Raw genomic sequence first — 26,092 nt, 5'->3', positions numbered from 1 at the left:
GGATCGCGCTATTTCGTGCGGCTCACGCCCGGCCAGAGCCGATCCACCTCGGCGTTCAGGATCGCCCCGATGAGCACCGCCAGCGCGGTGATGTAGAGCCACAGCAGCAGCGCGATGGGCGCGGCCAGCGAGCCGTACACCGAGACGGGCGAGAACCACGCCGCCAGCACCGCGCGCAGCACCGCCGCGCAGACGATCCACAGGAACAGCGCCAGGATGGCGCCCGGCAGCTCGCGGTACCACTTCGTCCGCACCGGCACGCTGACGTGGTAGAGCACGGTGAGGAACAGCACCGAGCCGATGATCACGACCGGCCAGTAGAGCAGGTCGATCAGGATGCCGTAGTCGGCGGGCAGCGCGTCCTTGATCAGCGTCGGGCCGACGACCAGGATCGGCATGACGATGATGCCGATGATCAGGCCGACGATGTAGAGGCCGAACGACATCAGCCGGGTGCGGATGATGCCGCGCTCCTCCCCCAGCCCGTAGGCGACCGAGATGAGGTCCACGTAGACGTAGAGCGCCCTGGAGCCGGACCAGAGCGACAGCAGGAAGCCCAGCGAGATGATCGACACCTTGCCGGCGTCGTCGCTGAGCACGTCGGTGAGGAGCGGGTTGATCACCTTGTTGACCGCGTCGTCGGTGAACAGCAGCCCCGCCTGCTCGATCACCCAGGTCTTCACCTGGGTGACCACGGTGGGCCCGAGCCAGGTGCCGAGCTTGCCCAGCACGCCGATCAGGCCCAGCACGAAGGGCGGCAACGACAGCAGCGCGAAGAACGCCGCCTCGCCGGCCAGGCCGGTGACCCGGTAGGTGACGCCGGCGTTCGTGGCCGCGCGCACGATCGCCCACGACTTGGTGTCGAGCACCCAGTTCAGCCTCGCCCGGGCATTCGAGACGGGCCCGCGCTTGGGCCGGGGAGGCGCATCGGTGGACGTCATGGCACCCAACGCTATTCGCAGTGACTCTTCGGGACAGCTTACGTCCCGCGACTGACCTAGTCGTTGTCCACGATGCGCGCGCCCAGCGGGAGGAGGGAGACGGGGATCATCTTGATGTTCGCGACGCCCATCGGGATGCCGATGACGGAGATGAACAGCGGGATCGAGGTCACGACGTGCCCGATGGCCAGCCAGATGCCGGCGACCACGCACCAGATGATGTTGCCCAGCAACGAGAACACGCCCGCGCCGGGGTCGCGCACCACGGTCCGGCCGAACGGCCACAGCGCGTAGGCGGCGATCCTGAACGAGGCGATGCCGAACGGGATCGTGATGATCAGGATGCAGCAGATGATTCCGGCCAGCGCGTATCCGATGGCCAGCCAGATCCCCGCGAACACCAGCCAGATGACGTTCAGAATTGTGCGCATGCTCACAGGATGTCACTGATCGTGCCCTCGGCGTCATCCGGCAAGACCCTGAACTCACCCTGACTTGGGCGGCCGCCCCTTTCCGGGTGCCCCGGCGAACGCCTGGGCGATCTCCATCCAGGCCCGCGCGGGCGCGCCCGCCGTCTCCAGGCCGGTGTCGGAGAGGTGGATGCGCTGGGTCACGACCAGGCAGAAGTCGAGCGCCGTCCCGCGTACGACGGCGTCCGCGTCGTCGGGTCCGGCCGTCCACGTGGTCCCGTCGGGCATGGCCAGCTCCACGCGTACCGGCTCGCCGGGCACGGGCAGGCCGCGCACCGCGAAGCCGTACGGGCGGGCCCGGTATCCCAGCATGGCCACGTGCCGCAGCCGGGCCGTCGGCGCCCTGGTGACGCCGAGCGCGTCGGCCACGTCCTGGCCGTGCGCCCACGTCTCCATCAGCCGCGCGGTGACGAACGAGGCGGCCGACATCTCCGGCCCGAACCACGGCAGCCGGTCGCGGGCGCCGAGCGTGGCGAACACCTCCAGGCTGCGGGCGCGGGACGTACGGAACCAGTCGTGCAGCTCGCCCGGCGGCATGCCGCGCGCCTCCAGCGCGAGATCGTCGACCGAGCGGGAGTCGGACAGCACCGAGGCGCGGTAGGCGTCCGGATCGGTGGCGGCCCGCACGGCCGCGTCGTCGAACCAGGCCAGATGGCTCACCTGGTCACGGATCGCCCACCCCTCGGCGGGCGTGGGCCGCTCCCAGTCCTCGTCGTTCAAGGGCTGGAGCAGCGCTTCCAAGGACGCGGTCTCGGCACGCAGGTCGCCGAGTAATTCGGCCATGAGGTCCACGCGCGCCAGCCTAACCGGAACAAGGTTCTGGGAGAATAATGCAAGCGTGATCTGCGAGAGCTGCAAGGAGAGGCGCCACGAGGACTGCCGCGGCGGCTCGTGGTGCGACTGCCAGCACCAGGAGGAGGAGCAGCCCAAGGAGTCGGATCTGGACTGGCCGCGCCAAGGATGAACTATCCCACACTCTGGACCCCGTCTTGGACATCCCGGACAGCCAGAGTAATCTCGGAGTATGCCAGCGGACCCCATGCTCGTCGGTCGACGACACGTCGACCTTCAGCGTGTCCGCAGTGCCATCTGTTGCGACGCCCGCTAACCCACATTCTTTTCTACCGCTGAGCGCGTCGCACTCTTCCTCTCCAGCCCTGCCCATCGATGAAGATGGCAGGTGGAACACCGCGCGCGCCCATGATCCGAAGGACGCGCAATGAGCACCCCTGCCAGCCGCACTCCTGCCAGCCGGCACCACAAGCGCCCGCGCGGCGAAGGCCAGTGGGCCCTCGGTTACCGTGAGCCGCTCAACAAGAACGAAGAGAACAAGAAGAACGACGACGGCCTCAACGTCCGCCAGCGCATCATCGACATCTACTCCAAGCGGGGCTTCGACTCGATCGACCCGGCCGACCTGCGTGGCCGCATGCGCTGGTACGGCCTCTACACCCAGCGCAAGCCCGGCATCGACGGCGGCAAGACGGCGATCCTCGAGCCGGAGGAGCTCGACGACAGCTACTTCATGCTGCGGGTGCGCATCGACGGCGGCCAGCTCGACCTGGCCCAGCTCCGTACGATCGCCGACATCTCCAACGAGTACGGCCGCGGCACCGCCGACCTGACCGACCGCCAGAACATCCAGCTGCACTGGATCGAGATCGAGTCGGTGCCGGACATCTGGGAGCGCCTGGAGGCCGTGGGCCTGTCCACGACGGAGGCGTGCGGCGACACCCCGCGCGTGATCCTGGGCTGTCCGCTGGCCGGGATCGACTCCGACGAGGTGCTGGACTCCACGGAGCAGATCCACGAGATCCAGGACCGGATCGTGGGCAACCCGGCGTACTCGAACCTGCCCCGCAAGTTCAAGTCGGCGCTGAGCGGCTGCCCGGCGCACTGCACGGTGCACGAGATCAACGACGTGGCGTTCGTGGGCGTGGTGAACGAGCACGGCGAGACCGGCTACGACCTGTGGGTGGGCGGCGGCCTGTCGACCAACCCGATGCTGGGCAAGCGGCTGGGCGTGTTCGTGCGGCCGGAGCAGGCCGTGGACGTCTACGAGGGCGTGGTCGGGATCTTCCGCGACTACGGCTACCGGCGGCTGCGGCACCGGGCCCGGATCAAGTTCCTGGTCAACGACTGGGGGCCGGAGAAGTTCCGGGAGATCCTCGAGACCGAATACCTCAAGGAGCGGCTGCCCGACGGGCCCGCGCCGGAGCTGCCGCGCGGCAGCCGCCGCGACCACGTCGGCGTCTTCCCGCAGAAGGACGGCAACTTCTACGTCGGGTTCGCGCCCAAGGTGGGCCGGCTCGACGGCGACAAGCTGCACGTGATCGCCGACATCGCCGAGCGGCACGGGTCGAACCGGGTCCGCACGACGGTCGAGCAGAAGATGGTCGTCCTCGACGTCGCCCCCGACCGGGTGGACTCCGTGGTGGCCGAGCTGGAGGCCAACGACCTGCAGGTCAGGCCCTCCACGTTCCGCCGCCAGACGATGGCGTGCACCGGCATCGAATACTGCAAGCTGGCCATCGTCGAGACCAAGGCCGCCGCCATGGACCTGATCGACGAGCTGGAGCGGCGGCTGCCGGACTTCGAGGAGCCGCTGACCATCAACGTCAACGGCTGCCCCAACTCCTGCGCCCGCATCCAGGTCGCCGACATCGGCCTGAAGGGCCAGCTCGTCGTGGACGAGAACGGCGACCAGGTCGAGGGCTTCCAGATCCACCTGGGCGGCTCGCTCGGCGTCAACGCCGGCTTCGGCAGGAAAGTACGCGGGCTCAAGACCACCGCCAAGGCGCTGCCCGACTACGTGGCGCGCGTCGTGTCCAACTACGACAGCCAGAAGAAGGAAGGCGAGTCGTTCGCCGACTGGGTCCAGCGAGCGGACGAGGCCGACCTGAAATGACCACACGAGCGGTTCCCTTCCACTGCCCCTATTGCGGCGACGAGGACCTGGAGCCTTACGAGGGTGATGGCGGCTGGTACTGCCGCGCCTGCGCTCGTGCCTTCAAGCTGAAATTCCTTGGAATCGGAGTGAAGATATGACGCTGGTCGACATCGAGGTCGGTTTGAGAGAGCAACGCGGGGCCCTCGACCTGCAGGACATCGTCGAGTCCGCCGCCACGTTCCTGGAGGGCGCCCCCGCGCGCGAGATCATCCGCTGGGCGGCGGCGACGTTCGGCGACCGGCTGTGCCTGACCTCCTCGATGAGCGACGCCCTCCTCATCGACCTGGTGAGCAGGGTCAAGCCCGGCGTGGACGTGTTGTTCATCGACACCGGTTACCACTTCGCCGAGACGATCGGCACGCGGGACGCCGTCCGGCAGGTCTATGACGTCAACGTGATCGACATCAAGCCGTCGCGGACGGTCGAGGAGCAGGACCGCGACCTCGGCCCCCGCCTGTTCGGCCGCAACCCGGACCTGTGCTGCTACCTGCGCAAGGTGGAGCCGCTGAACCGGGCGCTGGAGCCGTACCTTGCGTGGATCTCCGGCATCCGCCGCGACGAGTCGGCCAGCCGGACGGACACCAAGGTCGTGGAGTGGGACGCCAAGCGGCAGATGGTGAAGGTCAACCCGATCGCCGCCTGGACGCAGGAGGACGTCGACAACTACATCGCCGACAACGGGGTGCTGATCAACCCGTTGCACTACGACAACTACCCCTCGATCGGCTGCGCGCCGTGCACGCGGCAGGTCGCGGAGGGTGAGGATCCGCGCAGCGGACGCTGGGCGGGCCTGGGGAAGGTCGAATGCGGCATTCACCTGTGATCCCCAGCGGGGGACGCGTCCCGTTGGCAGGCGGGACGGCCCCCGGCCGCGTGCCACTGGTGGCGGTGGCGCACGGGTCTCGCGACCCGCGTGCCGCCGCCACCGTGGCCGCGTTGCTCGACCAGGTGCCGCTGGACGTCCGGGTGGCCTACCTCGACCACTGCGCCCCCACGCTCGGGCAGGCGCTGCGCGGTCTGGAGGAGGCCGTGGTGCTGCCGCTGCTCCTCACCGAGGCCTACCACAGCCGGGTGGACCTGCCGGCGGCCCTGAACGAGGCACGCGCCCGCGAGCCGCGCCTGCGCGTCCACTACGGCCACACGCTGGGGCCGCACCCGCTGTTGCGGTCCGCGCTGGAGCGGCGGCTGGCGGAGGCGGGCGTGCCGGCGGGCGACCCGGACACGGCGGTGGTGCTGGTGTCCGCCGGTTCGAGTGACGCCAGGGCCAACGCGGTGATCGCGGAGCTGGCGCGGGGGTGGCGGCGGTCCGGCTGGTGGACCGTGTCGCCCGCGTACGCCTCGGCCGCCGATCCGGCTCCCGCCGCGGCCGTCGCCGCGCTCAGGCGGGCCGGGGCGCCGAGGGTCGTCGTGGCGCCGTACCTGCTGGCGCCGGGCTACTTCGCCGACAAGGTGCGCCGCGACACGCTGGCGGCGGGCGCCGACATCGTGGCGGACGTGCTCGGACCGGCTCCGGAGCTGGTGGACGTGGTGCTGGAGCGTTACCGGGCGGCTCAGCGGCAGCCGGTGTCACTGGCGGGATGAGCAGCTCGGCGTCACTCGCGGGGTGAGCAGCTCGGGATGATCTCGCCGCTTCCCGGGTCGATGCGGATCAGATCGGCCCGGCAGTTCAGCGTGCGGATGTCCAGCACCGTCAGCCGCCACGCCGCGGGATAGGCGGGCGTCGCGGCCAGCAGCCGCTCGGCGCGCTCCTCCGTCATGCGGCCCGAGCCGGCCGATGAGGCGGGGACCAGGGCCGCGGTGAGCTCGTTCACGCCCTCCCGGGCCTTTGCCGGATCGCCCAGCCAGCCGGGCGGCTCGGCGACGGTGGGGCCGCAGGGGCCGCTCGCCACGAACCGGCCGTTGAGCCAGATCAGGGCGTGGCCGTCCGCCGGGCAGCTCATCCCGAACGTCACGCCTGTGGCCGAGGCCCGGAACCGGAACGTCTCCCGCTCCCCGCCCCGCTCGTACCGGTGGTAGAGCGGCAGGGCCGGGACGGAGCGTTCGGGTGCGGGCGCCGCGCCGGGTTGTGCCAGCACGCCGGTCCAGACGTCCTCGGGCATGGGCGCGGCCTCGGTGCGGGGCAGGCTCGCCACCGCCACGACCGCCAGCGCGGCCATCGCGATCGAGCCGGCCGTCCGCCCGCGCCGGCGGCGGATGGCGCGGGCTCGCGCGTCCACGTCCGCGACGGTCACGCCCCTGTGCCCGCCCGTACGCTCGGCGATACCTTCGGCGCTGTCGCTGTCGAGCAGCTCGCGCAGGTCCTGCTCTTGTCTCGTCGTCACGGTCAGCTTCCCGTCTCCATCGCGGCCCTGGCCTCAGGGTCGAGCCGCAGCTTGGCCAGCGCGCGGCTGGCCTGGCTGCGGACGGTGGTCACCGAGCAGCCGACGATGGCGGCGATCTCCTCGTCGGGGAGGTCCTCGAAGTAGCGCAGCACGATCACGGCCCGCTGCTTGGCGGGCAGCGCGGTCAGCGCCGCCCGCAGCGCCTCGCGGGTGCCGAGGCCCGCCTCCGCGTCCCCGGGGCCGGCGCCGTCGGGCAGCTCGCCCGTGGCCACCTCGCCCCGCCACCGCCGCCGCCACCAGGAGGCGTGGGTGTTGGTGAGGATGCGGTAGACGTAGGGGTCGGGGTTCGCGCCGACGCGGCGCCAGGCCAGCCAGGCGCGGGCCAGCGCCGTCTGGACGAGGTCCTCCGCCGTGGCCCAGTCGCGGCACAGCAGGTACGCCGTCCTGAGCAGGCGGGCCGAGCGTTGCTCGACGTAGCGCTCGAAGTCGGCTCGATCCCGCATCGAGGGTCCTCACTGCTCGGTGATGTACACCGAGCACTACGCGCCAGGAGGGCCGGGACGTTGCACGAGCCGGGAAAGGATTTGCGGGTCAGAAGCCCCGGCGCAGGTTGCGGTGCTGGTCGCGGAGCTGCTTGCGCAGCTCGCGGCCGTCCACGCGGACCTGGCGGCCGATCTCCCGCCAGTCCTCGCCGTGCAGCCGCTCCCAGTGCTCCCGCCAGGCGGCGAACCCGCGCTGCAGCGGCTTGACCTGCGAGTCGCCGATCACCTTGATCTCGCCCATCACCGCGTACGCCTTGATCCGCACCACGGGCACGTTCATGCCGGAGGGCGCCTCCTGGACCTTCACCTTCTTCTCGCCCATGATCGCGACGCCCTCGAGGTCCACATTCACGCCGTCGGGCACGATGATCTTGATGTCGCCCATGACGGAGACGGCCAGGATGTCCACCATGTCGGTGCGCACCTCGGCCTCGCGCAGGTCGAGCAGCACCTCACCCATGACGGCCACCGCGCCGAGCTCCTTGTCGATCCGCCAGGTGCCGCGGCGCTTGGACTCGCCCATGACACCGACGAACCACCGTCGTTTCTTCCCCTCGCGCGCGGGGGCGGGCATGTGGGCGGGCGTGGCGCCCGCGGGCAGGTCCTGCGTGAGCAGGGCCAGCTCGGCATGGGTGGTCGCGGTATACGCGGCCTCCGTGCGGTCGGTCAGCTCGGCGAGCGTGAGCCTGCCTTCGACCGAGGCGACACGGAGCTGCTCGACGACGGCCTCGCGCTCGGCGTCCGACGCACGGACCTCACCGGGATCAGTCATACTCGCAACATATCGCGTCTTGGCCGCCGTGAAGCTCCTCCTTTGGTAGGAAACGCGTGATCCATCGAAACATGCACGTTGGGCATGGGCTTTGAACCCGTACGGGGGCGGGGCGCGTACAACGCCATGACACGGGGCCCTGGCTTGGTCCGGGGCGCGGCCGGACCAGGCTAGGGTCCCTGTCATGCATGAGGAACAGCTCTACCGCGCGGCGTTGAACGGTGAGTCCGAGACCGTGGGCAAGCTGCTCGCCAGTGGCGCCGACCCCAACAAGCCGAGCAAGGGCGAGGAAGAGGGGCTGCCGCTGTGCGCGGCGGCCGCCTGGGACCGCACGGAGGTGGCCGAGGCCCTGCTGGCGGCCGGCGCCGACGTCAACGGCAGGGAGGCCGGCGGCTGGACGGCGCTGCTCTGGGCCGCCGCCAACGGCCACGCCGCCGTGGCCCGGGTGCTGATCGAGGCGGGCGCCGAGGTCGACGCGACCAACGACGACGGCGACACCCCGCTCTCGCTGGCCGCCAGGCGCGGCGCGCTGGGCATGGTCCAGACGCTGCTGGAGGCGGGGGCCGACCACCAGAAGTACGACGGCGACGGCGACTCGCCGCTCGACATCGCCGTCGACTGGGTGGGCGTGCACCTGGAGACCGCGCTGCTCGACCAGATCGAGCAGGACGGCTGGGAATACGTCGTGGCCCGCCAGTACGCCAAGGACGGCACCGAACTCGTCACCGTGGCCGGGCGCTCGGCCGACGGCTCCGAGAGCGAGCAGGTGCAGGCGCAGCGCGGCCACGCCGCCGTCGCGACCCTGCTGGAGGACGCGGCGGGCATCCACACGCCGGTGGACCGGCTCGTGGGGCGGGCGCTGGCGCACCGCGACATCGACGAGGACGCCGAGACCTGGTGGATCGTGGCCGACACGCTGGGCAGGCGGGCCGACGAGGAGACGTACGAGGCGCTGGCCAGGCTGTGCGTGAGCGAGGACGCCAGGGAGCGGGAGTTCGGCGTGGACGCGATCGCCCAGTTCGGGTTCGCCGAGGGGGAGAAGCCGTACCTCGAAAGGACGCTGCCGCTCCTGCAGAAGATGGTCACCACGGAGAGCAACCCGCAGGTGCTGCGCTCGGTCCTGGCGGGGCTCGGCCATCAGGGCGACCCGCGGGCGCTGCCGTACGTGCTGGACGTCATCAGCCGCCCCGGGCACAAGCGCACGATGACGGACCCGATCGCGCTGGCCGACGTGCTGCCGCCGGACCACGAGGAGGGGCTGGCCCTCCTCATCGCGATGACCGAGGAGGAGGACTCGGAGATCCGCGACTGGGCCACCTCCGGGCTCGCCGGGCTGGCCGCCGACACGCCCCGCATCAGGGAGGCCCTGGCGGCCCGGCTGTCCGACTCCGACCTGCGCACGGTGGCCGAGGCCACGCGCGGGCTGGCGCTGCGCGGGGACGAGCGGGCCGACGAGGGGCGCCGGCGGGTGCTGGCGGAGAGCGACGACGAGTACGCCAGGGACCTCGTCAGCGAGCCCTCCGACAGCTGATCCGGCGGAAGGCTCAGTCGCCGTTGAGCACGCGGGTCACCCAGTCCAGGGTCCCCGTGCTCAAGGCCTCCTCGGCCAGGCGCTTGCCGGTCGGGGTGGTGATCGCGGCGAGGGAGCTGTCGATCCAGCCCTGGACGTTGTGCTGCCCCTGCTCGCGATATTCCACGGCCTGGATGAGGCACTCCAGCTTGTCGGCGTCACGCGCGCAGACGGCTTCGAGGGTCGCCTTCTCCTCGTATTCGCCCACCGCGCCGCTCACCATCCCGGCCACCTCCGCCGGCAGGCCCCGCACCTGGTCGGCGGTGACGTCCTCGTTGGAGGCCGCCTTGAGGTAGCGCTTGCCGATGTACGGGATGTCGGTGATGCGGGTTTCCTGCGTGTCGTGGAACAGGCTCATGAACGCGGCCCGCTCGGGGTCGGCGCCCTCCAGCCTGGCGATCACGGCGGCGATGACCGCCGCCCGGAACGAATGCTCGGCGATGCTCTCGGGATCGCGCACCCCCGCGACCAGCCAACCGGTCCGCTTGTAGCGCTTGAGCAGCCCGAACTCGTACAGCAACCCCGCGAGACCCGTTACGTCATCCGCCACGGGGACCCCCTCTCGTCATGCGCAGAGCCTAAACGACGACCCCGGTACCGGCGCGGCACCGGCGTCCTTCCCCGGCCCGGGGCGGCGAATGCCGTGGCCGGTCGAGGTGGCCACGGCATTCGTCTCCCGCCGTTCCGGAGACTCCGGCCGTTCCGGAGACGGCCGCTGTTCTGGAGACGCGGAAGTGATCGGCGCCCGGTTCCGGGTTACCGCTCTTCCCCGGCCCAGTCCCCGAAAGACGGCAACTCATCGAAAGCCGGCCATTTGCTCTCGTCGATATCCCACTTGTCCTGCTTTTCCGGCCTTTCCGGCTTCTCCTTCACCGGCGGCTCGACGGGTTCCTCGCGCTCGGGGGCGGGCGCCACGCGCCGGTCCTCGTGGTCGCGGTCGTGGTGGTGGCGGTTGGACTCGTGGTGGTGGTGGTCGAACTCGTGGTGGTGGTGGCGGCGGTGATGGCCGCCGTGGCACCAGCCGCCGCACCAGTGCCGGCCCCACCAGTTGCGGCCGCAGCCCCGGTGCCCGCAGCCGAGCGTCGGCTTCTCACCCGAGACGTACCCGACGCCGGCCTGGAGGCCGGCCACGCCCGCACTCGCGCCGGCGACACCCTGGCCTACGGGAAGGAACATGAGGCCGGCGGCGGCGCCCGCCAGGGCCATCGTCGCGATACGCCTGTGGCGCGACGTTCGCGCTTGTTGGTTATTCGGCTTAACGTGCATTATTTCCGTCCTGGGTAGATCGACCCGGAGTCCGATGCTTCATTTCTTGGAGCACCCGGACATAGGCAGACGTACCCCAGCACAGAATCCCCTTTACCTCCACGAACCCAAACAACCCGTCAAATCGTTTAAGCCTGAGGTGGCGTTGATGCAACGAAGGCGGCCATTCGCCGTATATAGGCAAATGGCCGCGCGAAATTCGTCCCTTTTGTCGGGGTTATGGGCCTGAAAACGCGGGGGCCGCGGTCAGGACGTCCCGGGCCAGCGACAGGTCGCCCGCCAGGTCGGCGGGGAATTCCGTGGGGTCTCCCCTGCCGCCGAGCAGGAAGCAGAATTCCACCACGTCCGCCGTGATGCCGGCATCCGGCTCGCCCGGCTCGGTGTCCTCCACGCCCAGCGGGACCCGCCACTCGCCGCCGCCCTCGCCCGTCAGCGTGAGCCGCAGCGTGCGGCCGGCGCCGTCCAGGCCGGAGAACAGCATCGTCCAGGGCAGCAGGCGGGCGCACAGGTCGGCCGTGGGGTGGATGTGCTGGGGGACGGGGTTCGGGAGGCGGACCCGCGCCGTCTCGGCGGCGTCGTTCGTGTGCACCCAGGTCTCCAGGCCCCTGGCCAGGATGTGGTCGCTGACCACCGTCTCCAGGCCGTCCAGCGTGGCCATGGTCGTGGGCGGCAGCCCGGCCAGGTGGCGGCAGAGCGCGTCCGCCTGGGCCCGCCAGTCCCTTCTGGTCTGCTCGGGGCTGCGGGCCCGCTCGTACGCCTGCACGTCGTTCGTCCGGCCCATCGAGTCGACCGCCCCGATCGGGGGGCCCAGCACGGGGGCGCCGACGGAGGCGGCCAGCAGGCCGTCCTTGGCGGCCAGGTGGGCCACGAGCTCCTGGAGCGTCCAGCCCTCGACGATGACGCGCGACCAGTCGTCGTCCACCGCCGAGGCCAGCAGCGCGTCCATGGCGGCCACGCGGCCGGCGTACGGCTCCACCCAGGCGGCGGTCGGGGCCGCCGGCCTGCGCCTCGCCCGGGCCCCGGCCAGGAGCTGGGGCCGCAACGAGCGGGCCGGCACCGCCGGGTCCTCCATCATCGCGTCCAGGTAGAGACGCTCGACGGGGTCCATCACACCTCTTCCTGCGCATGTACGTCCGCCCGACCAGCGTGCGGCAGCCCGGCGTCCATCACACTTCTTCCTCCGCCAGCGCGTCCGCGAGGCGCCGTAACGCCAGCCGGATGCGCGATTTGGCCGTGCCCTCGGGCACGCCGAGTTCCTCGCCGACCTGCCGGTAGGTCCTGCCACCGAAATAGGCCAGCTCCACCGCCTGCCGCAAGCCGTCGGGTAACGACGTCACCGCCTGCCGCACCCGCGCGGCCTCGTCGGCGGCGAGCACGGTGTCCTCCAGCCTCACGGGCTCGCGCTCGAACAGCCTGGGCCCCAGCGCCGACACCCGCCTGCGCTCCTCGGCCCGCACGTGGTCGACCGCGCGGCGGTGCGCGATCGTGGCCAGCCAGGCGCGCAGCGTGCCGCGCTCCGGATCGTAGGCCAGCGGCCGTTCCCAGAAGATGAGGAACACCTCCTGAGTGATGTCCTCGGCGATCACCCGGTCCCTGGTGACCCGCAGGGAGAGACCGAAGATCAGCGAGGAGAGCCGATCGTAGACCTCCCCCAGCGCGGACTCATCGCCGCCGACCACCCGCTGGTGCAGCAGGCGGTCGTCGTACGGTGCCTCCACTGGCACCACGCTCCCGTTTAATCCGGACCAAGGCGGCAGGGTGCGCCGCGACCCGAGCATGTCACTATTCGCACCAAATGTAGAGCCGGATGACCCGCAGGCAAGACTCTTTGGGGCCGCGATAAGGTCGTAACGATAACCACGGAGGGAGCACACGTCATGGCCACCACTCGCACCGCCACCACTCAGTGGAAGGGCGCCCTGCTCGACGGTTCCGGCACCGTATCGCTCGACACCTCGGGCGTCGGCACATTCGAGGTTTCCTGGCCGTCGAGGGCCGAGGCGGCCAACGGCAAGACCTCCCCTGAGGAGCTCATCGCCGCCGCCCACTCGTCCTGCTTCTCGATGGCGCTCTCCCACGGCCTGGCCGGCGCCGGCACGCCGCCGGAGTCGCTGCAGACCAGCGCAGATGTGACGTTCCAGCCGGGTGAGGGCATCACGGGCATCGTGCTCACGGTGAAGGGCCACGTCCCGGGCATCACGGCCGAGCAGTTCCAGGAGGCCGCGGAGACGGCCAAGGCCAACTGCCCGGTGAGCAAGGCCCTGACCGGCACCACGATCTCGCTCAAGGCCGAGCTCCTCTAGGCTCTCTCCGATTTCCGGAGCCCCGTCCGGGGGCGTGGCGCCCTCCCGCCCAGTCATGTGACGCCTCGTACGGGGCCGTCAGCGGCGTGGGGCGCCGCGTGCCCGGCGTGTGTTCGCGCACGTGGGCGCCCCCGTACGGAGAGCGATCAGGCTATTGAGAGACCAAGAGCGCGTTCGCGTGCGACAATTGGGCCACATGCGTGAGGTCTGGCCGGGCGAGCCCTATCCACTCGGCGGCACCTGGGATGGCGTTGGCACCAGCTTTTCGGTGTTCTCCGAGGTCGCCGACCGAATCGAGCTGTGCCTTTTTCACGACGACGGCTCCGAGGAGCGGGTCGATCTCCCCGAGGTCGACGGGTTCGTCTGGCATGGCTATCTTCCGGGGATCCAGCCGGGGCAGCGTTACGGCTATCGCGTGCACGGGCCCTACGAGCCGTCCCAGGGCCACCGGTGCAACCCGGCCAAGCTGCTGCTCGACCCCTACGCCAAGGCCATCGACGGCGACCTGACGTGGAACCAGGCGCTGTTCCCCTACTACTTCACCGATCCCACCCGGCGCAACACCGAGGACAGCGCGCCGTACATGCCGAAGAACGTGGTGGTCAACCCGTTCTTCGAGTGGGGCAACGACCGGCCGCCGCGCATCCCGTACCACGAGACGGTGATCTACGAGGCGCACGTGCGCGGGCTCACCATGCGGCACCCCGACGTGCCGCCCGACCTGCGCGGCACCTACGCCGCCGTGGGCCATCCGGCGATCATCGAGCACCTGCTGTCGATCGGGGTGACGGCGGTCGAGCTGATGCCGGTGCACCACTACGTGCCCGAGCACTTCCTGGTGGCCCGGGGGCTGACGAACTACTGGGGCTACAACACCATGGCCTACCTGGCGCCCCACGGCGGCTACTCCAGCGCCGGGACGCGGGGGCAGCAGGTGCTGGAGTTCAAGGCCATGGTGCGGGCGCTGCACGAGGCGGGCATCGAGGTCATCCTCGACGTGGTCTACAACCACACGGCCGAGGGCGACCACATGGGTCCCACGCTGGGGTTCAGGGGGATCGACAACAGCGCCTACTACCGGCTGCACGACGGCGACCGGCGCTACTACCTCGACTACACCGGGTGCGGCAACTCGCTCAACGTGCGCTCGCCGCACGCCCTGCAGCTGATCATGGACTCGCTGCGCTACTGGGTGCTGGAGATGCACGTCGACGGGTTCCGGTTCGACCTGGCCTCGGCGCTGGCCAGGGAGCTGCACGACGTCGACCGGCTGAGCGCGTTCTTCGACCTGATCCAGCAGGATCCGGTGATCTCGCAGGTCAAGCTCATCGCCGAGCCGTGGGACGTCGGGCCCGGCGGATACCAGGTCGGGAATTTCCCGCCTTTGTGGACGGAGTGGAACGGCAAATATCGGGACATCGTGCGAGATTTCTGGAGGGGCACCCACTCCGCCCTGCCCGAGTTCGCCTCCCGCCTGACCGGCTCCGCCGACCTCTACGAGTCTTCCGGCCGCCGCCCGGTCGCCTCGATCAACTTCGTCACCTGCCACGACGGGTTCACGCTGACCGACCTGGTCTCGTACGACCACAAGCACAACGAGGACAACGGCGAGGACAACCGCGACGGCACCAACGACAACCGCTCGTGGAACTGCGGCGCGGAGGGCCCGGTCGAGGACCCGCAGATCGTCACGCTCCGCCGCCGCCAGCGCCGCAACTTCCTGGCCACCCTGTTCCTGTCGCAGGGCGTGCCCATGCTCTCCCACGGCGACGAGATCGGCCGCACCCAGCGCGGCAACAACAACGCCTACTGCCAGGACAACGAGCTGGCCTGGGTGGACTGGTCGCTGCTGCACACCGAGCCCGACCTGCTGGGGTTCGTCCGCGCGCTGTCGAAGCTGCGCCGCGAGCACCCGGTCTTCCAGCGCCGCCGCTTCTTCCACGGCCGCCACCCCGACAACGGCAAGCGCGACCTGGTCTGGCTCACCCCCGGCGGCCAGGAGATGACGGCGGGCGACTGGCACATCAGCTACGCCAAGTCGCTGATGGTCTACCTGAACGGCGAGGCGATCACCGAGCCGGGGCCTCGCGGCGAGCGGATCGTGGACGACTCCTTCCTGCTGCTGATCAACGCCCACCACGAGAACATGACGTTCACGCTGCCGGGCGAGGAGTTCGGCACGGGGTGGCACCCGGTGCTCGACACCAACCACGACTCGGTGGAGGACGCGTTCGGCGACGAGCGGTGGCTGGCGGGCGACCTGGTCGCCGTCACGGCGCGCTCGCTGCAGGTGCTGCGGCAGCCCCGGAAGGCCAAGTCCTGAGCTCCTGACCGTGGGGCGAATAGACGGCGTGGGCCGCGCCGGCCCTGAGACGGCCAGGAGGCGTGGGCCGCGCCGGCCGCGGGAGTCAGAAGACGTGGGCCGCGCTGGCCGTGAGGAAGACCAGCGTGAACGCCGTCACCCCGGCCAGCCCGTGCAGCGCCACCGCGAGCACCGGGAACCGGCGCGCGGGCGTGCCGTGCCGGCCCGACCCGAGCCAGCGGGTGAACATCGCGAACCCCAGCAGCACCGCCCCCGCCAGCCCCGCGAACGCCGCCCACACCAGCGCCCGGCTGCCCGTGGCCAGCCCGGCCGCCCAGCAGACCAGTGACGACACCGCGAGCGCCGGGTGGGAGAAGACCACCGCCACCGGGAAGCGGGTGACCTTGGCGCGGCGCAGACCCCCGCCCGCCAGCCAGAGGCAGAGCAGGTACACCCCGGCGAGCGCGGCGATCGTCCACGCCACGGCGGTGGCCAGGCCCATCGCGCCTCCCTGTCAGTCCCATCCCTGTCGTCACGTTAAGCAGATATATGGCGAGAAATCCGCTGATGCACAAAAGCGGATGACTTATTGGGCATGTGCTCAGTCGATGACCGCGGTGGCCTCGATCTCGACCAGGTGCTCGGGTACGTCCAGCGCCGCGACCCCGATCAGCGTGGCCGGCGGGACCGGGGTGACCCCAGCCTCTCGGCCGCCCGCGAGATCCCCGCCAGGAGCTGGGGCATCTTGTCCGGCGTCCAGTCGACGACGTAGACGGTCAGCTTCGCCACGTCGCCGAAGGAGCCGCCGGCCCCGGCCAGGGCGGTGCCGATGTTGAGGTAGCACTGCTCGACCTGCGCGGCGAGGTCGCCCACGCCGATCGTGACGCCCCCGGCGTCCCAGCCGGTACCTCGGTGACATCGAGTCCGCCCGCCGCCGCTTCGAGGCCTTACGGGCGCCCAAAACCCCTGGGGAACGAATGTCGGCGGCGTGTGCCAAGGTAGAGGGGTGCGGCGCATCTATCCCGACATACAGGACAACCCGGACATCGTTCAGGCGTACGCCTACCCCGAGGCCCGGCCGTGGCTGCGGCTCAACATGGTCGCCAGCGCCGACGGCGCGGCCTGGCTGAAGGGCCGCTCGGGCGGGCTGTCGAGCAAGGGTGACAAGCGGATCTTCCAGACCCTGCGCGGGCTGGCCGACGTGGTCGTCGCCGGCGCAGCGACCGTGCGCAAGGAGGGGTACGGCCCGGTCCCGCCGCGCGAGGCGTGGGCGGAGATCCGCGAGGGCCGCCCCGAGGTGCCGCCCATCGCCGTCATCACCCGCAGCCTCGCCCTCGACCTCGACGGCGAGCTGTTCACCGACGCACCCAGCAGGACGATCGTGATCACCTGCGAGGCCGCGCCCCACGAGCGGCGCAAGGAGGCGGCCAGGCGGGCCGACCTGATCGTGGCCGGCGACGAGGGCGTGGACCTGCGGCGGGCCGTGGCGGAGCTGCACGACCGGGGCCTGACCAGGGTCCTGTGCGAGGGCGGCCCCCGGGTCAACGCCCAGCTCTCGGCCTGCGACCTGGTCGACGAGCTGTGCCTGTCGATCAGCCCGATGCTGGTCGGCGGCGGCGCGGCGCGCATCCAGAACGGCGAGCCCGCGCAGGTCGCACTGGACCTCACCCAGGTCCTGGAAGAGGAGAGTGTCCTCTTCTGCAAATACACGAGGGAGCAGAGCGATGACGGATCCGACGACGACGCCGCCTCCTGAGGTCGCCGAAGAAGAGCCGCAGCCGGTGCCCAACCTGCCGGTGCGCCCTCCGGTGCCGCCGATGCTGGCCAAGCCGGTCAAGGCCATGCCGAAGCAGGACGGCACGCTGTTCTACGAGCCGAAGTGGGACGGCTTCCGCTGCATCGTGTTCCGCGACGGCGACGAGGTCTATCTGGGCAGCCGCAACGAGCGGCCGTTCACGCGCTACTTCCCCGAGCTGGTCGAGGCGGTCAGGGCCGAGCTGCCCGACAAGGTCGTGGTGGACGGCGAGATCGTGCTGCCGATGGGCACGCAGCTCGACTTCGACGCGTTGCAGCAGCGCATCCATCCGGCCAAGTCGCGGGTGACGATGTTGTCGGAGCGCACGCCGGCCCAGTTCGTCGCGTTCGACCTGCTGGCGGTGGGCGACGAGTCGCTGATGGAGGCGCCCTTCGCGGAGCGGCGGGCGCGGCTGGAGCGGCTCTTCCCGGAGAAGGGCGGGTCGATCCGGCTGACGCCGGTCACGACCAGCGAGGAGCAGGCCGGCGAGTGGTTCGAGATGTTCGAGGGGGCCGGGCTCGACGGCATCATCGTCAAGCCGGGCGACCAGCCCTACGTGCCCGACAAGCGCACGATGTTCAAGGTCAAGCACGAGCGCACCGCCGACGTGGTGATCTGCGGCTACCGCGAGCACAAGACGGGGCCGATCGTGGGCTCGCTGCTGCTCGGCCTCTACGGCGACGACGGGCGGCTGCACCACGTGGGCGTGGCGGCCTCGTTCCCGATGAAGCGCAGGGCCGAGCTGGTCGAGGAGATCCGGCCGTACCTCGCGGAGCTGAGCGAGCACCCGTGGGGTCACTGGGCCGAGCAGGCGGCGGCCAACATCGGCCAACCGGCCGCCGGGCCGGCGACGGGCGGGCAGCGGGTGCCCGGAGCGGTGTCGCGGTGGAACGCCAAGAAGGACCTTTCGTTCATCCCGCTCCGGCCCGAGCTGGTGATCGAGGTGGCCTACGACCAGATGGAGGGCGACCGGTTCCGGCACACCGCGCAGTTCCGGCGGTGGCGGCCCGACCGCACGCCCGAATCGTGTACTTATGAGCAGTTGGAACGTCCGGTTAGTTACAACCTTGATGACATCCTTGCCCGCTAGCCCTCAAACCCGTTATATCTCGACACATGACTACAGGGGATGAGTTACGGGCCGCCGTGTCCGCACGTCGCGATCTCGGGCCCGATTTCGAGGATGCCGTCGTGGAATCGTTCCTCGACAAGATGGGCAAGGAGATCGACCGGCGGGTGGACGAGCGGCTGGCCGAGGCCGCTCCGAAGGCTCAGGTGGCCCGGAGCGGCACGGCCGAGGCGCAGCGGCTGGCGCTGGCCATCGTCTCGGTGGCCCTGGGGACGGTCGCCACCGTGCTCTTCGTCCTGCTCGGTGAAGATCGCATGGCCGGGCTGATCCCGGTCTGGGCGGGGATCATCATCGTGAACGCGATCTTCAACGGCTCCCGGAAGGGTTAGTCCAGCCAGATGAGCCCGGCGAACCGGCCGCCGGGCTGCTCGCGGCGGTGGGAATAGAGCTCGGCCGACTCGATCGTGCAGCGCGCGTCGTGGCGCACGTCGGTCAGCCCCGCCGCCCTGAGCTGGGCCTCGATCCCGGCGCGCAGGTCGAGCGCCGGGGTCTCCCACGACGTCGTGGACCAGGTCTCCGGCACCTTCGCGGCCACCTGCCCGCGCAGCTCCGCGGGCACCTCGTAGCAGCGGCCGCACGCGCCCGGCCCGATCAGCGCGACCATCCTGCCGGGCTCCGCGCCCTTGGCCGCCATGGCCTCCACCAGGGCGGTGGCGATGCCGGCCTCGGTGCCGGGGCGGCCGGAGTGGGCGGCGCCGACCATCCGGGCCACCGGGTCGGCCACCAGCACGGCCGGGCAGTCGGCGCCCAGCGACGCCAGCGCCAGGCGCGGCTCGGTGGTGAACAAGCCGTCGAGCATGGGCGGGTCGTCGCCGAACGGCTCGCTCACGTAGGCGACGTCGGCGCTGTGGACCTGGCGCATGAACACCACGGCCCGCACGCCCAGCTCGGCCGCCACGCCCGCGCGGTTGGCCCGCACCGCCGCGGGGTCGTCGCCGACCATGCCGCCGAGGTTGCGCGAGGCGTAGGGGCCCGCGCTGACCCCTCCGTTCCGATCGGTGACGGCCACGTGGACACCGGGGGCGAGCTGCATGCCTCCGATCTTAGGGCGAGCCCGGGCCGGGTGGAGGGTGCGCCCCGGCCCGGGAGCGCAGGGATGGGAGCCGGTCAGCGGCCCGGGGGGCCGCTGACCGGCGACCTGCCCGATTCAGTGGCCCTGCCAGGTGACCTGCTCCTTGGCCAGGAAGGCGGGGACGGCGGCGTGGAAGTCGTCGCTGCCGAAGACCGTCGCCACGATGTCGTCGCCGTCCGGCAGGTTCGCCACGCGCAGCCGCCTGACTGCCTCCTTGGCCGCCCACATCGACAGCGGCGCGTGCGACAGCAGCCGCTCCTCCATCTCGGCCCGGCGGGCGGCCAGGTCGTCCGGCTCGCACAGCTCGGCCACGAACCCGGCCGCGTGCGCCTCCTCGGCGGTGAACATGCGGGCCCGCAGCAGCATGTCGAGAGTCCTGGCGGGGCCGAGGTGGTGGACGAGGAGGGAGTAGGTGTTCATGGACAGGCAGTTGCCGAGCGTCCTGGCGATCGGCGCGCCGAACCTCGCTCCCGGTACGGCCAGGCGCAGGTCGCAGGCGGCGGCCACGACCAGCCCCCCGCCCACGCAGTAACCCTCGACGACGGCCAGGGCGGGCACCCTGACGCGTTCGAGGCGGTCGATGATGCGCTGGACCTTGCGCTCGTAGGCGATGCCGTCCTCGCCGCCGGTGAACTCGCCGAACTGGGAGATGTCGGTCCCGGCCACGAACGCCCGGCCGCCGGCCCCCGAGAGCGCCAGGAGCTTGATCTCCGGGTCGGTGTCGGCGCGCTCGCAGGCGTCGTACAGGCCGTCCCACATGGCCCAGGTCAGCGCGTTGTGCTGGGCGGGCCGGTTGAAGACCACCCGCAGCACGGGCCCGTCGGCGGTGACGAGTAGCTCGCTCACACCTTCTCCTTCTCTCTCTTCGGCTCCCTCTTGGGCCCGAGCTTGAGCAGCGACGGCCCGGCCAGCAGCAGCGCCGCCAGCAGGAACACCACCAGCGCGATCGGCCGGGTGAAGATGATCGTCAGGTCGCCGTCACCCATGGCGGACGTCTGCACGAGCGCCTTCTCGAACAGCGCCCCGATCACGAGCCCGAGCACCAGCGGCGCCATCGGCAGGTCGAACTTCTTCATGAAATATCCGACCAGGCCGAAAACGAAGACGATCCACACGCTGAACATGTTGTTGTCGATCGAGTACGCCCCCACGAAGCTGGTGACCAGGATCAGCGGATACATGTACCCGTACGGGATCCGCAGCAGCTGCGCGAACAGCGGCGCCAGCGGCAGGTTCAGCACCAGCAGCAGGACGTTGCCGATGAAGAACGAGGCCAGCAGCCCCCACACCAGTTCCGGCTGCTCCTCGAAGAGCAGCGGCCCCGGCTGGATGCCGTACATCATGAACGCCCCCAGCAGCACGGCCGTGGTGGCGCCGCCGGGGATGCCCAGGGCCAGGGTGGGCACGAAGTTCGCGTTGGCGGCGGCGTTGTTGGCGCTCTCCGGCGAGGCGACGCCCTCGATGGCACCGTGGCCGAACTCGTGCTTGTTGCGCGAGACCCGCTTCTCCACCCCGTACGCCAGGAAGGACGCCAGCGTGGAGCCGGCCCCCGGCAGGCAGCCGAGCAGGTAGCCGATCACGCTGCCCCGGGCGATCGCCCCCTTGGAGCGGGTCAGCTCCTCCCTGGTGATCACCAGGTCCTTGAAGCGGGCCCGGATCGGCTGGGCCGCGCCCTGCCGGATCTGGTAGAGCACCTCCCCCACCGCGAACAGCCCGATCATCACCTGGACGAACGGCAGCCCGGACAGCAGGTCCACGTCGCCGAAGGTGTAGCGGGGCAGGCCGGTGGCCGCGTCCACGCCGACGGTGGCCAGCAGGATGCCCAGCACCGCCATGGCCAGGCCGCGCAGCTTCGCCCCGGTGGAGAAGCTGACGATGGTGGTGAGGCCGAGCACCATGACGGCCAGGTTCTCGGGCGGCCCGAAGCCGATCGCCAGCTTGGCGAACGGCGGGGCCATGGCCACCAGCAGCACCAGCGAGACGATGGCGGCGGCGAACGAGCCGATGGCCGCGATCGACAGCGCCGCCCCGGCCCGGCCCTTGCGGGCCATCTGGTATCCGTCGATGGCGGTGACGACGCTGGCCGCCTCGCCCGGCGTGGAGATCAGCACGGAGGTGATCGTGCCGCCGTACTGGGCGCCGTAGTAGATGCCGGCCAGCATGATGAGGGCGGTCAGCGGCTCGAACGAGAGCGTCAGCGGCAACAGCACGGCCACGCCGGTGGTCGAGCCGAGGCCTGGCAGCAGGCCGATGACGGTGCCGGCGAGCACGCCGACGAAGCACCAGAGCAGGTTCGCGGGCGTGAGCGCGGCCCCGAAGCCCATGACCAGGTTGTCCAGCATCAGCCGTCACCCCCGACGCCGAGCAGCCCGCCCAACAGCCCGCCGGGCAGGGGCACGGCCAGGAACAGCACGAACACCGCGTAGATCACCAGGGTGGCGGCGACCGCGACGACCGCGGCCGAGACGATCCGCCGGCGCTCCACGAAGGCGGAGACGGCGAACACCAGCAGCCCGAACGCCACCAGGAAACCGATCAGCGGCACCAGCAGCAGCGCGACCAGCAGCAGGCCGAAGACGGTCCAGAGGGTCCTGATGCGCCGGGGGTCGACGTCCTCGTCCGGGGCGGCGCGGCGTACGGACTGCAGGAGGCAGGCTGCCGAGAGCAGGGCCAGGGCCAGGCCGCTGACCAGGGGCAGGAAGCCGGGCCCCACCTGGCCGCCGTCCTTGGTGATGCCGTAGCCGAACGAGGCGCCCGCCATGGCGACGGACAGGCAGACCAGCAGCGCCCAGACGGCGGGCTCGCCGCGCAGCAGCGGCCTCATGACGGCTTCTTCAGCACCGGCGCGAGGGCGGTGTCGAGCTGCTCGAGGTACTTGCCGAAGTCGTCGCCGTACAGCTCGGCCTGCTGCAGGTAGTTGTCCTTGAGCCACTTCTGGAACTCGGCCGTCCTGGTGACGCCCTTCGCGGCGTCCTCCCAGTACGCCCGCTCGCGCTCGTCCAGCCCGCCGGGCGCCAGGAAGCCCCTGAACTGGACGTACGAGACGTCGATACCCTGTTCCCCGGCCGTGGGCAGCTCGGCGAACTCCGGGTAGGTGTAGCGCTTGCCGGTGGTGACGCACAGGCCCTTGAGGTCGCCGGACCTGAGCTGGCCGATCACCTCGCCCGGGTTCAGCAGCGCGACCTGGATCTGGCCGCCGAGCACCGCCGGCACCAGCTCGCCGCCCGACTCGAACGGCACCCGCTGGAACTTCACGCCGGTCTTCTGCTCGATCATGGTGAAGATCACGTTGTCCACGCCGAACGCGCCGGACATGCCCACGCTGACGCGGCCGGACTTCGCGGCGTTCACCACGTCGGTGCAGGTCTTGTACGGGGAGTCCGGCTTGACCACGAGGATGCCGCCGTCCTCGGCCAGCTTGGCGACGGGCGTGAAGTCCTTGCGGGAGAACGACACCTGGCCGCTGAGCGGCAGGGACAGGATCGCGTTCTCGGTGGCGATCAGGTAGTTGCCGTTGCCCTTCTTGCCGAGCAGCGTCGAGTAGCCGACCGCGCCGGAGCCGCCGTCGCGGTTCTCCACGGTGACGGTCAGGCCGGGCTGGGCCTTCTCCAGCGCGGTGGCGATGGCGCGGCCGGCCAGGTCGCTGCCGCCGCCGGCGGCGAACGGCACGATCATGCGCACGTCGCCGCGCGGCTTCCACGCGCCGCCCCCTCCCCCGCCCGCGTCGGCGGTCGCGCCGCAGGCCGCCGCCCCGAGCAGCAGGACTGCGGCCATGCCCAGGGCCGGGAGCGCCCTCATGACGCCAGCCCCTCGAGCTTGGCGGCGAACTTGTCCAGATCGATGACGAAGCGCTCGTGCGTGCCCTCGCCGACCGTCCCGTTCCCGTCCTCGGCGACCACGGCGAAGGCGACGCGACGCCGGTCCACCTCGGTCACCGTGGCGGTCGCGGTCACCGTGCCGCCCTTGAGCGTGGGCGCCACGTGCGCGATCTCCACCTTGCTGCCGACGCTGCCCTGGCCCTCGGCCAGGTAGGGGGCCAGCGCCTCGATCGCGGCGTCCTCGATCAGGTGGACCAGGTCGGGGGTGGAGAAGATGTCGTGGTCGCCGCGGCGGGTGCAGTGGCGCTCCGCCACGACCCAGGTGAGGCTGCCGCTCACGCCCGGGGTCAGCTGGTCGCTCATGAGCTCTCCAAGGGGGTGGGGGATTGGGCCGCGGCGCCTTCGGCGAGCAGCCGGTCGATCTCCTGCTCGGTCAGGCCGCACTCGCGCAGCACCTCGACGGTGTCCGCGCCGAGCAGCGGCCCGGCGGGGCCGCGCCTGGTGGGGGTGGCCGAGAAGCGCATGGCCGAACCGAGCTGGCGTACGGGGCCCATCTCGGGATGCTCGGCATCCCAGAAGAACCGCCGCTGGTTCAGGTGGTCGTCGTTGAACACCTGGGAGTAGTCGGAAATGGGGGCACAGGGCACCCCGTGGGCGTCGAGGGTGGCAACGACGTCGGCCGTGGTGCGCCCGGTGGTGACCCGCTCGATGGCGGGGATCAGCTCGTCCCGCAGGCCGTGCCGGTCGTGGGCGTCGGCGTAGCGCTCGTCGTCGAGCAGCTCGGGCAGGCCGAGCGCGGCGCACAGGCCGTGCCAGGTCTTGGGGGTGACGGCGCCGACCGTGCACCAGCCGTCGGAGGTACGGATCGCCTGGTACGGAGCCGTGCTCTGGTGGGCCGAGCCGAGCGGCCTGCCCACCTCGCCGGTGGCGAAATACTTGCCCGCCTCCCAGATGGCGAACGACACGGCCGACTCCAGCAGCGACACGTCCACGTGCTGGCCCCGGCCGGTCAGCGTGCGGGCGTGCAGGGCGGAGACGGCGCCGAGGGCTCCGTACAGGCCGCAGACCAGGTCCGCGATGGGCACGCCGACCTTGACCGGGTCGCCGTCGGGCATGCCGGTGACGCTCATCAGGCCGCCGCGGGCCTGGGCCATGATGTCCAGGCCCGGCCGGTCCGCGAGGGGGCCGTCCTGGCCCCAGCCGGAGGCGGAGACGTACACGAGGCCGGGGTTGAGCTCCTTGAGGTCGTCGAAGCCGAGGCCGAGCTTGCGCATGGCGCCGGGGCGCAGGTTCTCCACCAGGACGTCGGCGTCCTTGATCAGGCTGCGGAAGGCGGCGGCGCCGGACTCGGACTTCAGGTCGAGCGCGACCGATCGTTTGTTCCGGTTGAGCCTGGCGAACGGGGAGCTGTGCCCGGCCGTGAACGGGCCGATCGCGCGCACCTGGTCGCCGCCGGCGGGATTCTCGACCTTGATGACGGTGGCGCCCAGGTCGGCGAGCTGCATCGTCGCGAAGGGGGCGGCCATGAAGGCGCCGACCTCGACGACTCGGACACCGGACAATGGAGTGGTCATATGTTACGAAAACCTCACTTCAGCCGGGGTTGGTCTATTGTCTACAGAAGACAAGTGAGCTAGACAAGGGTTCGGCCGGAAGTTCTTCGGCACTATGGCGACAGACGTTGATCGCCCCCTGATCGCCCCTGATCGCCCCTGATCGCCGACGACAAGAGAGACCACGATGCGCATCGAGGCACCCCCCAGCATGGTCCAGCTCGCCACCGAGGCCCTGATGCGCATGCTGCTCAGCGGCAAGCTGCAGCCCGGCGACCGGGTGGTGGAGAACCAGCTCACCCAGGAGCTCGGCGTCAGCCGGCCGCCGCTGCGCGAGGCGATGCGGGTGCTGGAGCAGCAGGGCCTGATCACCCAGCTCCCGCGCCGGGGCGCGTTCGTCACGCAGCTCACGCTGCACGACATCTACGAGATCGTCACGCTCCGGCGCGAGCTGGAGCGGATGGCGGTGGACCTCGGCGTCCCGGTACGCGAGCCGGCCCGCCTCCAGCGCTGCCACGCCGCGCTCGACCGGCACGGCGCCCGCGCCCGCGCCGGTGACTGGCTGGGGGTGCTGGAGGAGGCCGTCGAGTTCCACAGCTCGGTCATCGGGCTGTCCGGGCACCGGCGGCTGGAGGAGGCCTACCGCTCGATCCAGCTCCAGATGTTGCTCTGCATGGGCATGAACCGGCAGGCCAGGGCGTCGGACGAGTCGCTCGTCGACGACTGGGAGCGGCATCGCCGGCTGCTGGAGGTGATCGAGTCGGGCTCGCCCGACGCCGTGCACCGGGAGCTGGCCGGGCACGGGGACATGGCGTTCCTCGACGGCATCGAGGAGCGGGTCGGCGGCCACTCCCCCGAGTCGCTGGCCTGGTTGAAGCGGGTCAGGGAAGGAGATTCATGATCGAGAAGCTCCAGGAGGCGGTCGGCTGGACCGGCCCAGCGCGCGAGGACGTCGTCGAGCGGCGTCATCTGGACTTCTACCGGCACGCCATCGGGGACCCGGGCCCCGGGGTGCCGCCCACGTACACCGCCTGCTTCCTCGACGAGCCGCCGTCGCTGCCGGCCGCGGAGTCGTACGGGTCGGGGTGGCTGAACGGCGGTGACCGGTTCGAGCACCACGCCCCGCTGCGGGTGGGGGACGTGCTCGTGTCGCGGCCGCGCTTCACCGGGGTGGTGGAGAAGAGCGGGCGGGCGGGGCCGATGGCGCTGCTGACGTTCGAGACGGAGTTCCGCCGGCCGGATGGTGAGCTGGTGGTGAGGCATGTCGGCACCCGGATCCGGAAATAAT

Annotated in this window: 32 protein-coding genes; 13 read left to right on the top strand and 19 right to left on the bottom strand. The window is 70.8% G+C overall.

The window, feature by feature from the left end; translation table 11 throughout:
• Nucleotides 1–8: 8 nt before the first annotated feature.
• The 3 genes from ACTWPW_RS08290 to ACTWPW_RS08280 are packed head-to-tail and all read right to left on the bottom strand — an operon-like array spanning nt 9 to nt 2,194.
• Nucleotides 9–941, bottom strand: coding sequence for a YihY/virulence factor BrkB family protein (locus tag ACTWPW_RS08290; RefSeq protein ID WP_375115530.1), 933 nt, complete (start codon nt 939–941; stop codon nt 9–11).
• A gap of 56 nt (nt 942–997) precedes the next feature.
• A complete protein-coding gene (locus ACTWPW_RS08285) occupies nt 998–1,372 on the bottom strand; it encodes a YccF domain-containing protein (protein WP_375115531.1) in 375 nt (124 codons plus the stop codon).
• 54 nt (nt 1,373–1,426) lie between these two features.
• Entirely contained in the window at nt 1,427–2,194 is a 768-nt protein-coding gene (locus ACTWPW_RS08280; RefSeq protein WP_443168435.1) for a TIGR03084 family metal-binding protein, read from the bottom strand.
• Nucleotides 2,195–2,249: 55 nt separating this feature from the next.
• On the opposite strand from ACTWPW_RS08280, the gene ACTWPW_RS08275 reads away from it, so the two are divergent.
• From ACTWPW_RS08275 to ACTWPW_RS08255, 5 genes are all read left to right on the top strand, one after another.
• A complete protein-coding gene (locus ACTWPW_RS08275; protein WP_443168339.1) occupies nt 2,250–2,375 on the top strand; it encodes a hypothetical protein in 126 nt (41 codons plus the stop codon).
• A 60-nt stretch (nt 2,376–2,435) separates the two neighbouring features.
• Nucleotides 2,436–2,519: a putative leader peptide gene (locus ACTWPW_RS08270; protein ID WP_311132608.1), complete on the top strand. Its 84-nt coding sequence runs from the start codon at nt 2,436–2,438 to the stop codon at nt 2,517–2,519.
• Nucleotides 2,520–2,630: 111 nt separating this feature from the next.
• Entirely contained in the window at nt 2,631–4,319 is a 1,689-nt protein-coding gene (locus tag ACTWPW_RS08265; RefSeq protein ID WP_375115533.1) for a nitrite/sulfite reductase, read from the top strand.
• A 136-nt stretch (nt 4,320–4,455) separates the two neighbouring features.
• Nucleotides 4,456–5,184, top strand: a complete 729-nt coding sequence (locus ACTWPW_RS08260; RefSeq protein ID WP_375115534.1) for a phosphoadenylyl-sulfate reductase — start codon at nt 4,456–4,458, stop codon at nt 5,182–5,184.
• Nucleotides 5,166–5,942, top strand: a complete 777-nt coding sequence (locus ACTWPW_RS08255; protein WP_375115535.1) for a sirohydrochlorin chelatase — start codon at nt 5,166–5,168, stop codon at nt 5,940–5,942. The genes ACTWPW_RS08260 and ACTWPW_RS08255 overlap by 19 nt, the downstream gene beginning before the upstream one ends.
• Nucleotides 5,943–5,953: 11 nt before the next feature.
• Here ACTWPW_RS08255 and ACTWPW_RS08250 read toward each other — a convergent pair whose 3' ends face one another.
• From ACTWPW_RS08250 to ACTWPW_RS08240, 3 genes are all read right to left on the bottom strand, one after another.
• On the bottom strand, nt 5,954–6,682 hold the full coding sequence (locus tag ACTWPW_RS08250) for a hypothetical protein (protein WP_443168338.1): 729 nt from the start codon (nt 6,680–6,682) through the stop codon (nt 5,954–5,956).
• A 2-nt stretch (nt 6,683–6,684) separates the two neighbouring features.
• Entirely contained in the window at nt 6,685–7,185 is a 501-nt protein-coding gene (locus ACTWPW_RS08245) for a SigE family RNA polymerase sigma factor (RefSeq protein WP_364115063.1), read from the bottom strand.
• An 88-nt stretch (nt 7,186–7,273) separates the two neighbouring features.
• Nucleotides 7,274–7,996: a DUF1707 SHOCT-like domain-containing protein gene (locus tag ACTWPW_RS08240; RefSeq protein WP_375115537.1), complete on the bottom strand. Its 723-nt coding sequence runs from the start codon at nt 7,994–7,996 to the stop codon at nt 7,274–7,276.
• A gap of 184 nt (nt 7,997–8,180) precedes the next feature.
• On the opposite strand from ACTWPW_RS08240, the gene ACTWPW_RS08235 reads away from it, so the two are divergent.
• Nucleotides 8,181–9,527 carry an ankyrin repeat domain-containing protein gene (locus tag ACTWPW_RS08235; protein ID WP_375115538.1) on the top strand — a complete coding sequence of 449 codons (1,347 nt, stop codon included), beginning with the start codon at nt 8,181–8,183 and terminating at the stop codon, nt 9,525–9,527.
• Nucleotides 9,528–9,540: 13 nt separating this feature from the next.
• Here ACTWPW_RS08235 and ACTWPW_RS08230 read toward each other — a convergent pair whose 3' ends face one another.
• The 4 genes from ACTWPW_RS08230 to ACTWPW_RS08215 form a co-directional block, all read right to left on the bottom strand.
• Complete coding sequence (locus tag ACTWPW_RS08230; protein ID WP_375115539.1) at nt 9,541–10,116, bottom strand: HD domain-containing protein; 576 nt, start codon at nt 10,114–10,116, stop codon at nt 9,541–9,543.
• 206 nt (nt 10,117–10,322) lie between these two features.
• Complete coding sequence (locus ACTWPW_RS08225) at nt 10,323–10,772, bottom strand: hypothetical protein (RefSeq protein WP_443168337.1); 450 nt, start codon at nt 10,770–10,772, stop codon at nt 10,323–10,325.
• A 277-nt stretch (nt 10,773–11,049) separates the two neighbouring features.
• On the bottom strand, nt 11,050–11,940 hold the full coding sequence (locus ACTWPW_RS08220; protein ID WP_375115541.1) for a maleylpyruvate isomerase family mycothiol-dependent enzyme: 891 nt from the start codon (nt 11,938–11,940) through the stop codon (nt 11,050–11,052).
• 58 nt (nt 11,941–11,998) lie between these two features.
• A complete protein-coding gene (locus ACTWPW_RS08215; protein WP_443168336.1) occupies nt 11,999–12,550 on the bottom strand; it encodes a sigma-70 family RNA polymerase sigma factor in 552 nt (183 codons plus the stop codon).
• A gap of 159 nt (nt 12,551–12,709) precedes the next feature.
• Here ACTWPW_RS08215 and ACTWPW_RS08210 point away from each other — a divergent pair, with 159 nt between their 5' ends.
• Nucleotides 12,710–13,135 carry an OsmC family protein gene (locus ACTWPW_RS08210; protein WP_327590568.1) on the top strand — a complete coding sequence of 142 codons (426 nt, stop codon included), beginning with the start codon at nt 12,710–12,712 and terminating at the stop codon, nt 13,133–13,135.
• A 196-nt stretch (nt 13,136–13,331) separates the two neighbouring features.
• A complete protein-coding gene (gene glgX / locus ACTWPW_RS08205; protein WP_375115543.1) occupies nt 13,332–15,458 on the top strand; it encodes a glycogen debranching protein GlgX in 2,127 nt (708 codons plus the stop codon).
• 85 nt (nt 15,459–15,543) lie between these two features.
• Here the strand turns inward: glgX and ACTWPW_RS08200 are convergent, their stop codons facing one another.
• Both ACTWPW_RS08200 and ACTWPW_RS08195 read right to left on the bottom strand, forming a co-directional pair.
• The gene (locus ACTWPW_RS08200) at nt 15,544–15,939 is read right to left on the bottom strand and encodes a hypothetical protein (RefSeq protein ID WP_375115544.1); all 396 of its coding nucleotides are present in this window, start codon (nt 15,937–15,939) and stop codon (nt 15,544–15,546) included.
• Nucleotides 15,940–16,106: 167 nt separating this feature from the next.
• The gene (locus ACTWPW_RS08195) at nt 16,107–16,310 is read right to left on the bottom strand and encodes a RidA family protein (protein WP_443168335.1); all 204 of its coding nucleotides are present in this window, start codon (nt 16,308–16,310) and stop codon (nt 16,107–16,109) included.
• Nucleotides 16,311–16,443: 133 nt separating this feature from the next.
• Between ACTWPW_RS08195 and ACTWPW_RS08190 the strand changes: the two genes are divergently transcribed.
• The 3 genes from ACTWPW_RS08190 (at nt 16,444) to ACTWPW_RS08180 (ending at nt 18,690) form a co-directional block, all read left to right on the top strand.
• A complete protein-coding gene (locus tag ACTWPW_RS08190) occupies nt 16,444–17,193 on the top strand; it encodes a pyrimidine reductase family protein (protein WP_443168334.1) in 750 nt (249 codons plus the stop codon).
• Nucleotides 17,162–18,322, top strand: coding sequence for an ATP-dependent DNA ligase (locus ACTWPW_RS08185; protein ID WP_364115040.1), 1,161 nt, complete (start codon nt 17,162–17,164; stop codon nt 18,320–18,322). Before ACTWPW_RS08190 ends, ACTWPW_RS08185 begins: the two co-directional genes overlap by 32 nt.
• A gap of 101 nt (nt 18,323–18,423) precedes the next feature.
• The gene (locus ACTWPW_RS08180) at nt 18,424–18,690 is read left to right on the top strand and encodes a hypothetical protein (RefSeq protein ID WP_375115545.1); all 267 of its coding nucleotides are present in this window, start codon (nt 18,424–18,426) and stop codon (nt 18,688–18,690) included.
• Here the strand turns inward: ACTWPW_RS08180 and pgeF are convergent.
• From pgeF to ACTWPW_RS08145, 7 genes are all read right to left on the bottom strand, one after another.
• Nucleotides 18,687–19,394, bottom strand: coding sequence for a peptidoglycan editing factor PgeF (gene pgeF / locus ACTWPW_RS08175; RefSeq protein ID WP_443168333.1), 708 nt, complete (start codon nt 19,392–19,394; stop codon nt 18,687–18,689). The two genes, ACTWPW_RS08180 and pgeF, sit on opposite strands and share 4 nt — an antisense overlap.
• A 114-nt stretch (nt 19,395–19,508) precedes the next feature.
• The gene (locus tag ACTWPW_RS08170; RefSeq protein ID WP_443168332.1) at nt 19,509–20,279 is read right to left on the bottom strand and encodes an enoyl-CoA hydratase/isomerase family protein; all 771 of its coding nucleotides are present in this window, start codon (nt 20,277–20,279) and stop codon (nt 19,509–19,511) included.
• Complete coding sequence (locus ACTWPW_RS08165) at nt 20,276–21,775, bottom strand: tripartite tricarboxylate transporter permease (RefSeq protein ID WP_443168331.1); 1,500 nt, start codon at nt 21,773–21,775, stop codon at nt 20,276–20,278. Before ACTWPW_RS08165 ends, ACTWPW_RS08170 begins: the two co-directional genes overlap by 4 nt.
• Nucleotides 21,775–22,257: a tripartite tricarboxylate transporter TctB family protein gene (locus ACTWPW_RS08160; protein WP_443168330.1), complete on the bottom strand. Its 483-nt coding sequence runs from the start codon at nt 22,255–22,257 to the stop codon at nt 21,775–21,777. The genes ACTWPW_RS08165 and ACTWPW_RS08160 overlap by 1 nt, the downstream gene beginning before the upstream one ends.
• Nucleotides 22,254–23,231, bottom strand: a complete 978-nt coding sequence (locus ACTWPW_RS08155) for a tripartite tricarboxylate transporter substrate binding protein (RefSeq protein WP_443168329.1) — start codon at nt 23,229–23,231, stop codon at nt 22,254–22,256. The genes ACTWPW_RS08160 and ACTWPW_RS08155 overlap by 4 nt, the downstream gene beginning before the upstream one ends.
• On the bottom strand, nt 23,228–23,614 hold the full coding sequence (locus ACTWPW_RS08150; RefSeq protein WP_375115551.1) for a thioesterase family protein: 387 nt from the start codon (nt 23,612–23,614) through the stop codon (nt 23,228–23,230). The genes ACTWPW_RS08155 and ACTWPW_RS08150 overlap by 4 nt, the downstream gene beginning before the upstream one ends.
• Nucleotides 23,611–24,813 (bottom strand): CaiB/BaiF CoA transferase family protein, encoded by a 1,203-nt coding sequence (locus ACTWPW_RS08145; protein ID WP_443168328.1) that lies wholly within the window; start codon nt 24,811–24,813, stop codon nt 23,611–23,613. The genes ACTWPW_RS08150 and ACTWPW_RS08145 overlap by 4 nt, the downstream gene beginning before the upstream one ends.
• Nucleotides 24,814–24,991: 178 nt before the next feature.
• Here ACTWPW_RS08145 and ACTWPW_RS08140 point away from each other — a divergent pair, with 178 nt between their 5' ends.
• Both ACTWPW_RS08140 and ACTWPW_RS08135 read left to right on the top strand, forming a co-directional pair.
• Nucleotides 24,992–25,705: a GntR family transcriptional regulator gene (locus ACTWPW_RS08140; RefSeq protein ID WP_375115553.1), complete on the top strand. Its 714-nt coding sequence runs from the start codon at nt 24,992–24,994 to the stop codon at nt 25,703–25,705.
• The gene (locus ACTWPW_RS08135) at nt 25,702–26,091 is read left to right on the top strand and encodes an FAS1-like dehydratase domain-containing protein (protein WP_375115554.1); all 390 of its coding nucleotides are present in this window, start codon (nt 25,702–25,704) and stop codon (nt 26,089–26,091) included. Before ACTWPW_RS08140 ends, ACTWPW_RS08135 begins: the two co-directional genes overlap by 4 nt.
• The last annotated feature ends 1 nt before the right edge of the window (nt 26,092 follow it).

Origin of the sequence: Nonomuraea sp. KM90 (assembly GCF_052246675.1) — a bacterium.
Classification (GTDB): Bacteria; Actinomycetota; Actinomycetes; order Streptosporangiales; family Streptosporangiaceae; genus Nonomuraea.
Note: the sequence above shows the minus strand (reverse complement) of the source record. Positions and strands in the feature narration are given on the sequence as shown.

Coding starts and splice junctions, on each gene's coding strand:
- ACTWPW_RS08270 (WP_311132608.1), top strand. CDS start 2,436: ATGCCAGCGGACCCCATGCTCGTCGGTCGACGACACGTCGACCTTCAG.
- ACTWPW_RS08290 (WP_375115530.1), bottom strand. CDS start 941: ATGACGTCCACCGATGCGCCTCCCCGGCCCAAGCGCGGGCCCGTCTCG.
- ACTWPW_RS08135 (WP_375115554.1), top strand. CDS start 25,702: ATGATCGAGAAGCTCCAGGAGGCGGTCGGCTGGACCGGCCCAGCGCGC.
- ACTWPW_RS08165 (WP_443168331.1), bottom strand. CDS start 21,775: ATGCTGGACAACCTGGTCATGGGCTTCGGGGCCGCGCTCACGCCCGCG.
- ACTWPW_RS08235 (WP_375115538.1), top strand. CDS start 8,181: ATGCATGAGGAACAGCTCTACCGCGCGGCGTTGAACGGTGAGTCCGAG.
- ACTWPW_RS08285 (WP_375115531.1), bottom strand. CDS start 1,372: ATGCGCACAATTCTGAACGTCATCTGGCTGGTGTTCGCGGGGATCTGG.
- ACTWPW_RS08160 (WP_443168330.1), bottom strand. CDS start 22,257: ATGAGGCCGCTGCTGCGCGGCGAGCCCGCCGTCTGGGCGCTGCTGGTC.
- ACTWPW_RS08280 (WP_443168435.1), bottom strand. CDS start 2,194: ATGGCCGAATTACTCGGCGACCTGCGTGCCGAGACCGCGTCCTTGGAA.
- pgeF (WP_443168333.1), bottom strand. CDS start 19,394: ATGCAGCTCGCCCCCGGTGTCCACGTGGCCGTCACCGATCGGAACGGA.
- ACTWPW_RS08150 (WP_375115551.1), bottom strand. CDS start 23,614: ATGAGCGACCAGCTGACCCCGGGCGTGAGCGGCAGCCTCACCTGGGTC.
- ACTWPW_RS08140 (WP_375115553.1), top strand. CDS start 24,992: ATGCGCATCGAGGCACCCCCCAGCATGGTCCAGCTCGCCACCGAGGCC.
- ACTWPW_RS08210 (WP_327590568.1), top strand. CDS start 12,710: ATGGCCACCACTCGCACCGCCACCACTCAGTGGAAGGGCGCCCTGCTC.
- ACTWPW_RS08260 (WP_375115534.1), top strand. CDS start 4,456: ATGACGCTGGTCGACATCGAGGTCGGTTTGAGAGAGCAACGCGGGGCC.
- glgX (WP_375115543.1), top strand. CDS start 13,332: ATGCGTGAGGTCTGGCCGGGCGAGCCCTATCCACTCGGCGGCACCTGG.
- ACTWPW_RS08220 (WP_375115541.1), bottom strand. CDS start 11,940: ATGGACCCCGTCGAGCGTCTCTACCTGGACGCGATGATGGAGGACCCG.
- ACTWPW_RS08245 (WP_364115063.1), bottom strand. CDS start 7,185: ATGCGGGATCGAGCCGACTTCGAGCGCTACGTCGAGCAACGCTCGGCC.
- ACTWPW_RS08265 (WP_375115533.1), top strand. CDS start 2,631: ATGAGCACCCCTGCCAGCCGCACTCCTGCCAGCCGGCACCACAAGCGC.
- ACTWPW_RS08240 (WP_375115537.1), bottom strand. CDS start 7,996: ATGACTGATCCCGGTGAGGTCCGTGCGTCGGACGCCGAGCGCGAGGCC.
- ACTWPW_RS08200 (WP_375115544.1), bottom strand. CDS start 15,939: ATGGGCCTGGCCACCGCCGTGGCGTGGACGATCGCCGCGCTCGCCGGG.
- ACTWPW_RS08225 (WP_443168337.1), bottom strand. CDS start 10,772: ATGGCCCTGGCGGGCGCCGCCGCCGGCCTCATGTTCCTTCCCGTAGGC.
- ACTWPW_RS08155 (WP_443168329.1), bottom strand. CDS start 23,231: ATGAGGGCGCTCCCGGCCCTGGGCATGGCCGCAGTCCTGCTGCTCGGG.
- ACTWPW_RS08185 (WP_364115040.1), top strand. CDS start 17,162: ATGACGGATCCGACGACGACGCCGCCTCCTGAGGTCGCCGAAGAAGAG.
- ACTWPW_RS08255 (WP_375115535.1), top strand. CDS start 5,166: ATGCGGCATTCACCTGTGATCCCCAGCGGGGGACGCGTCCCGTTGGCA.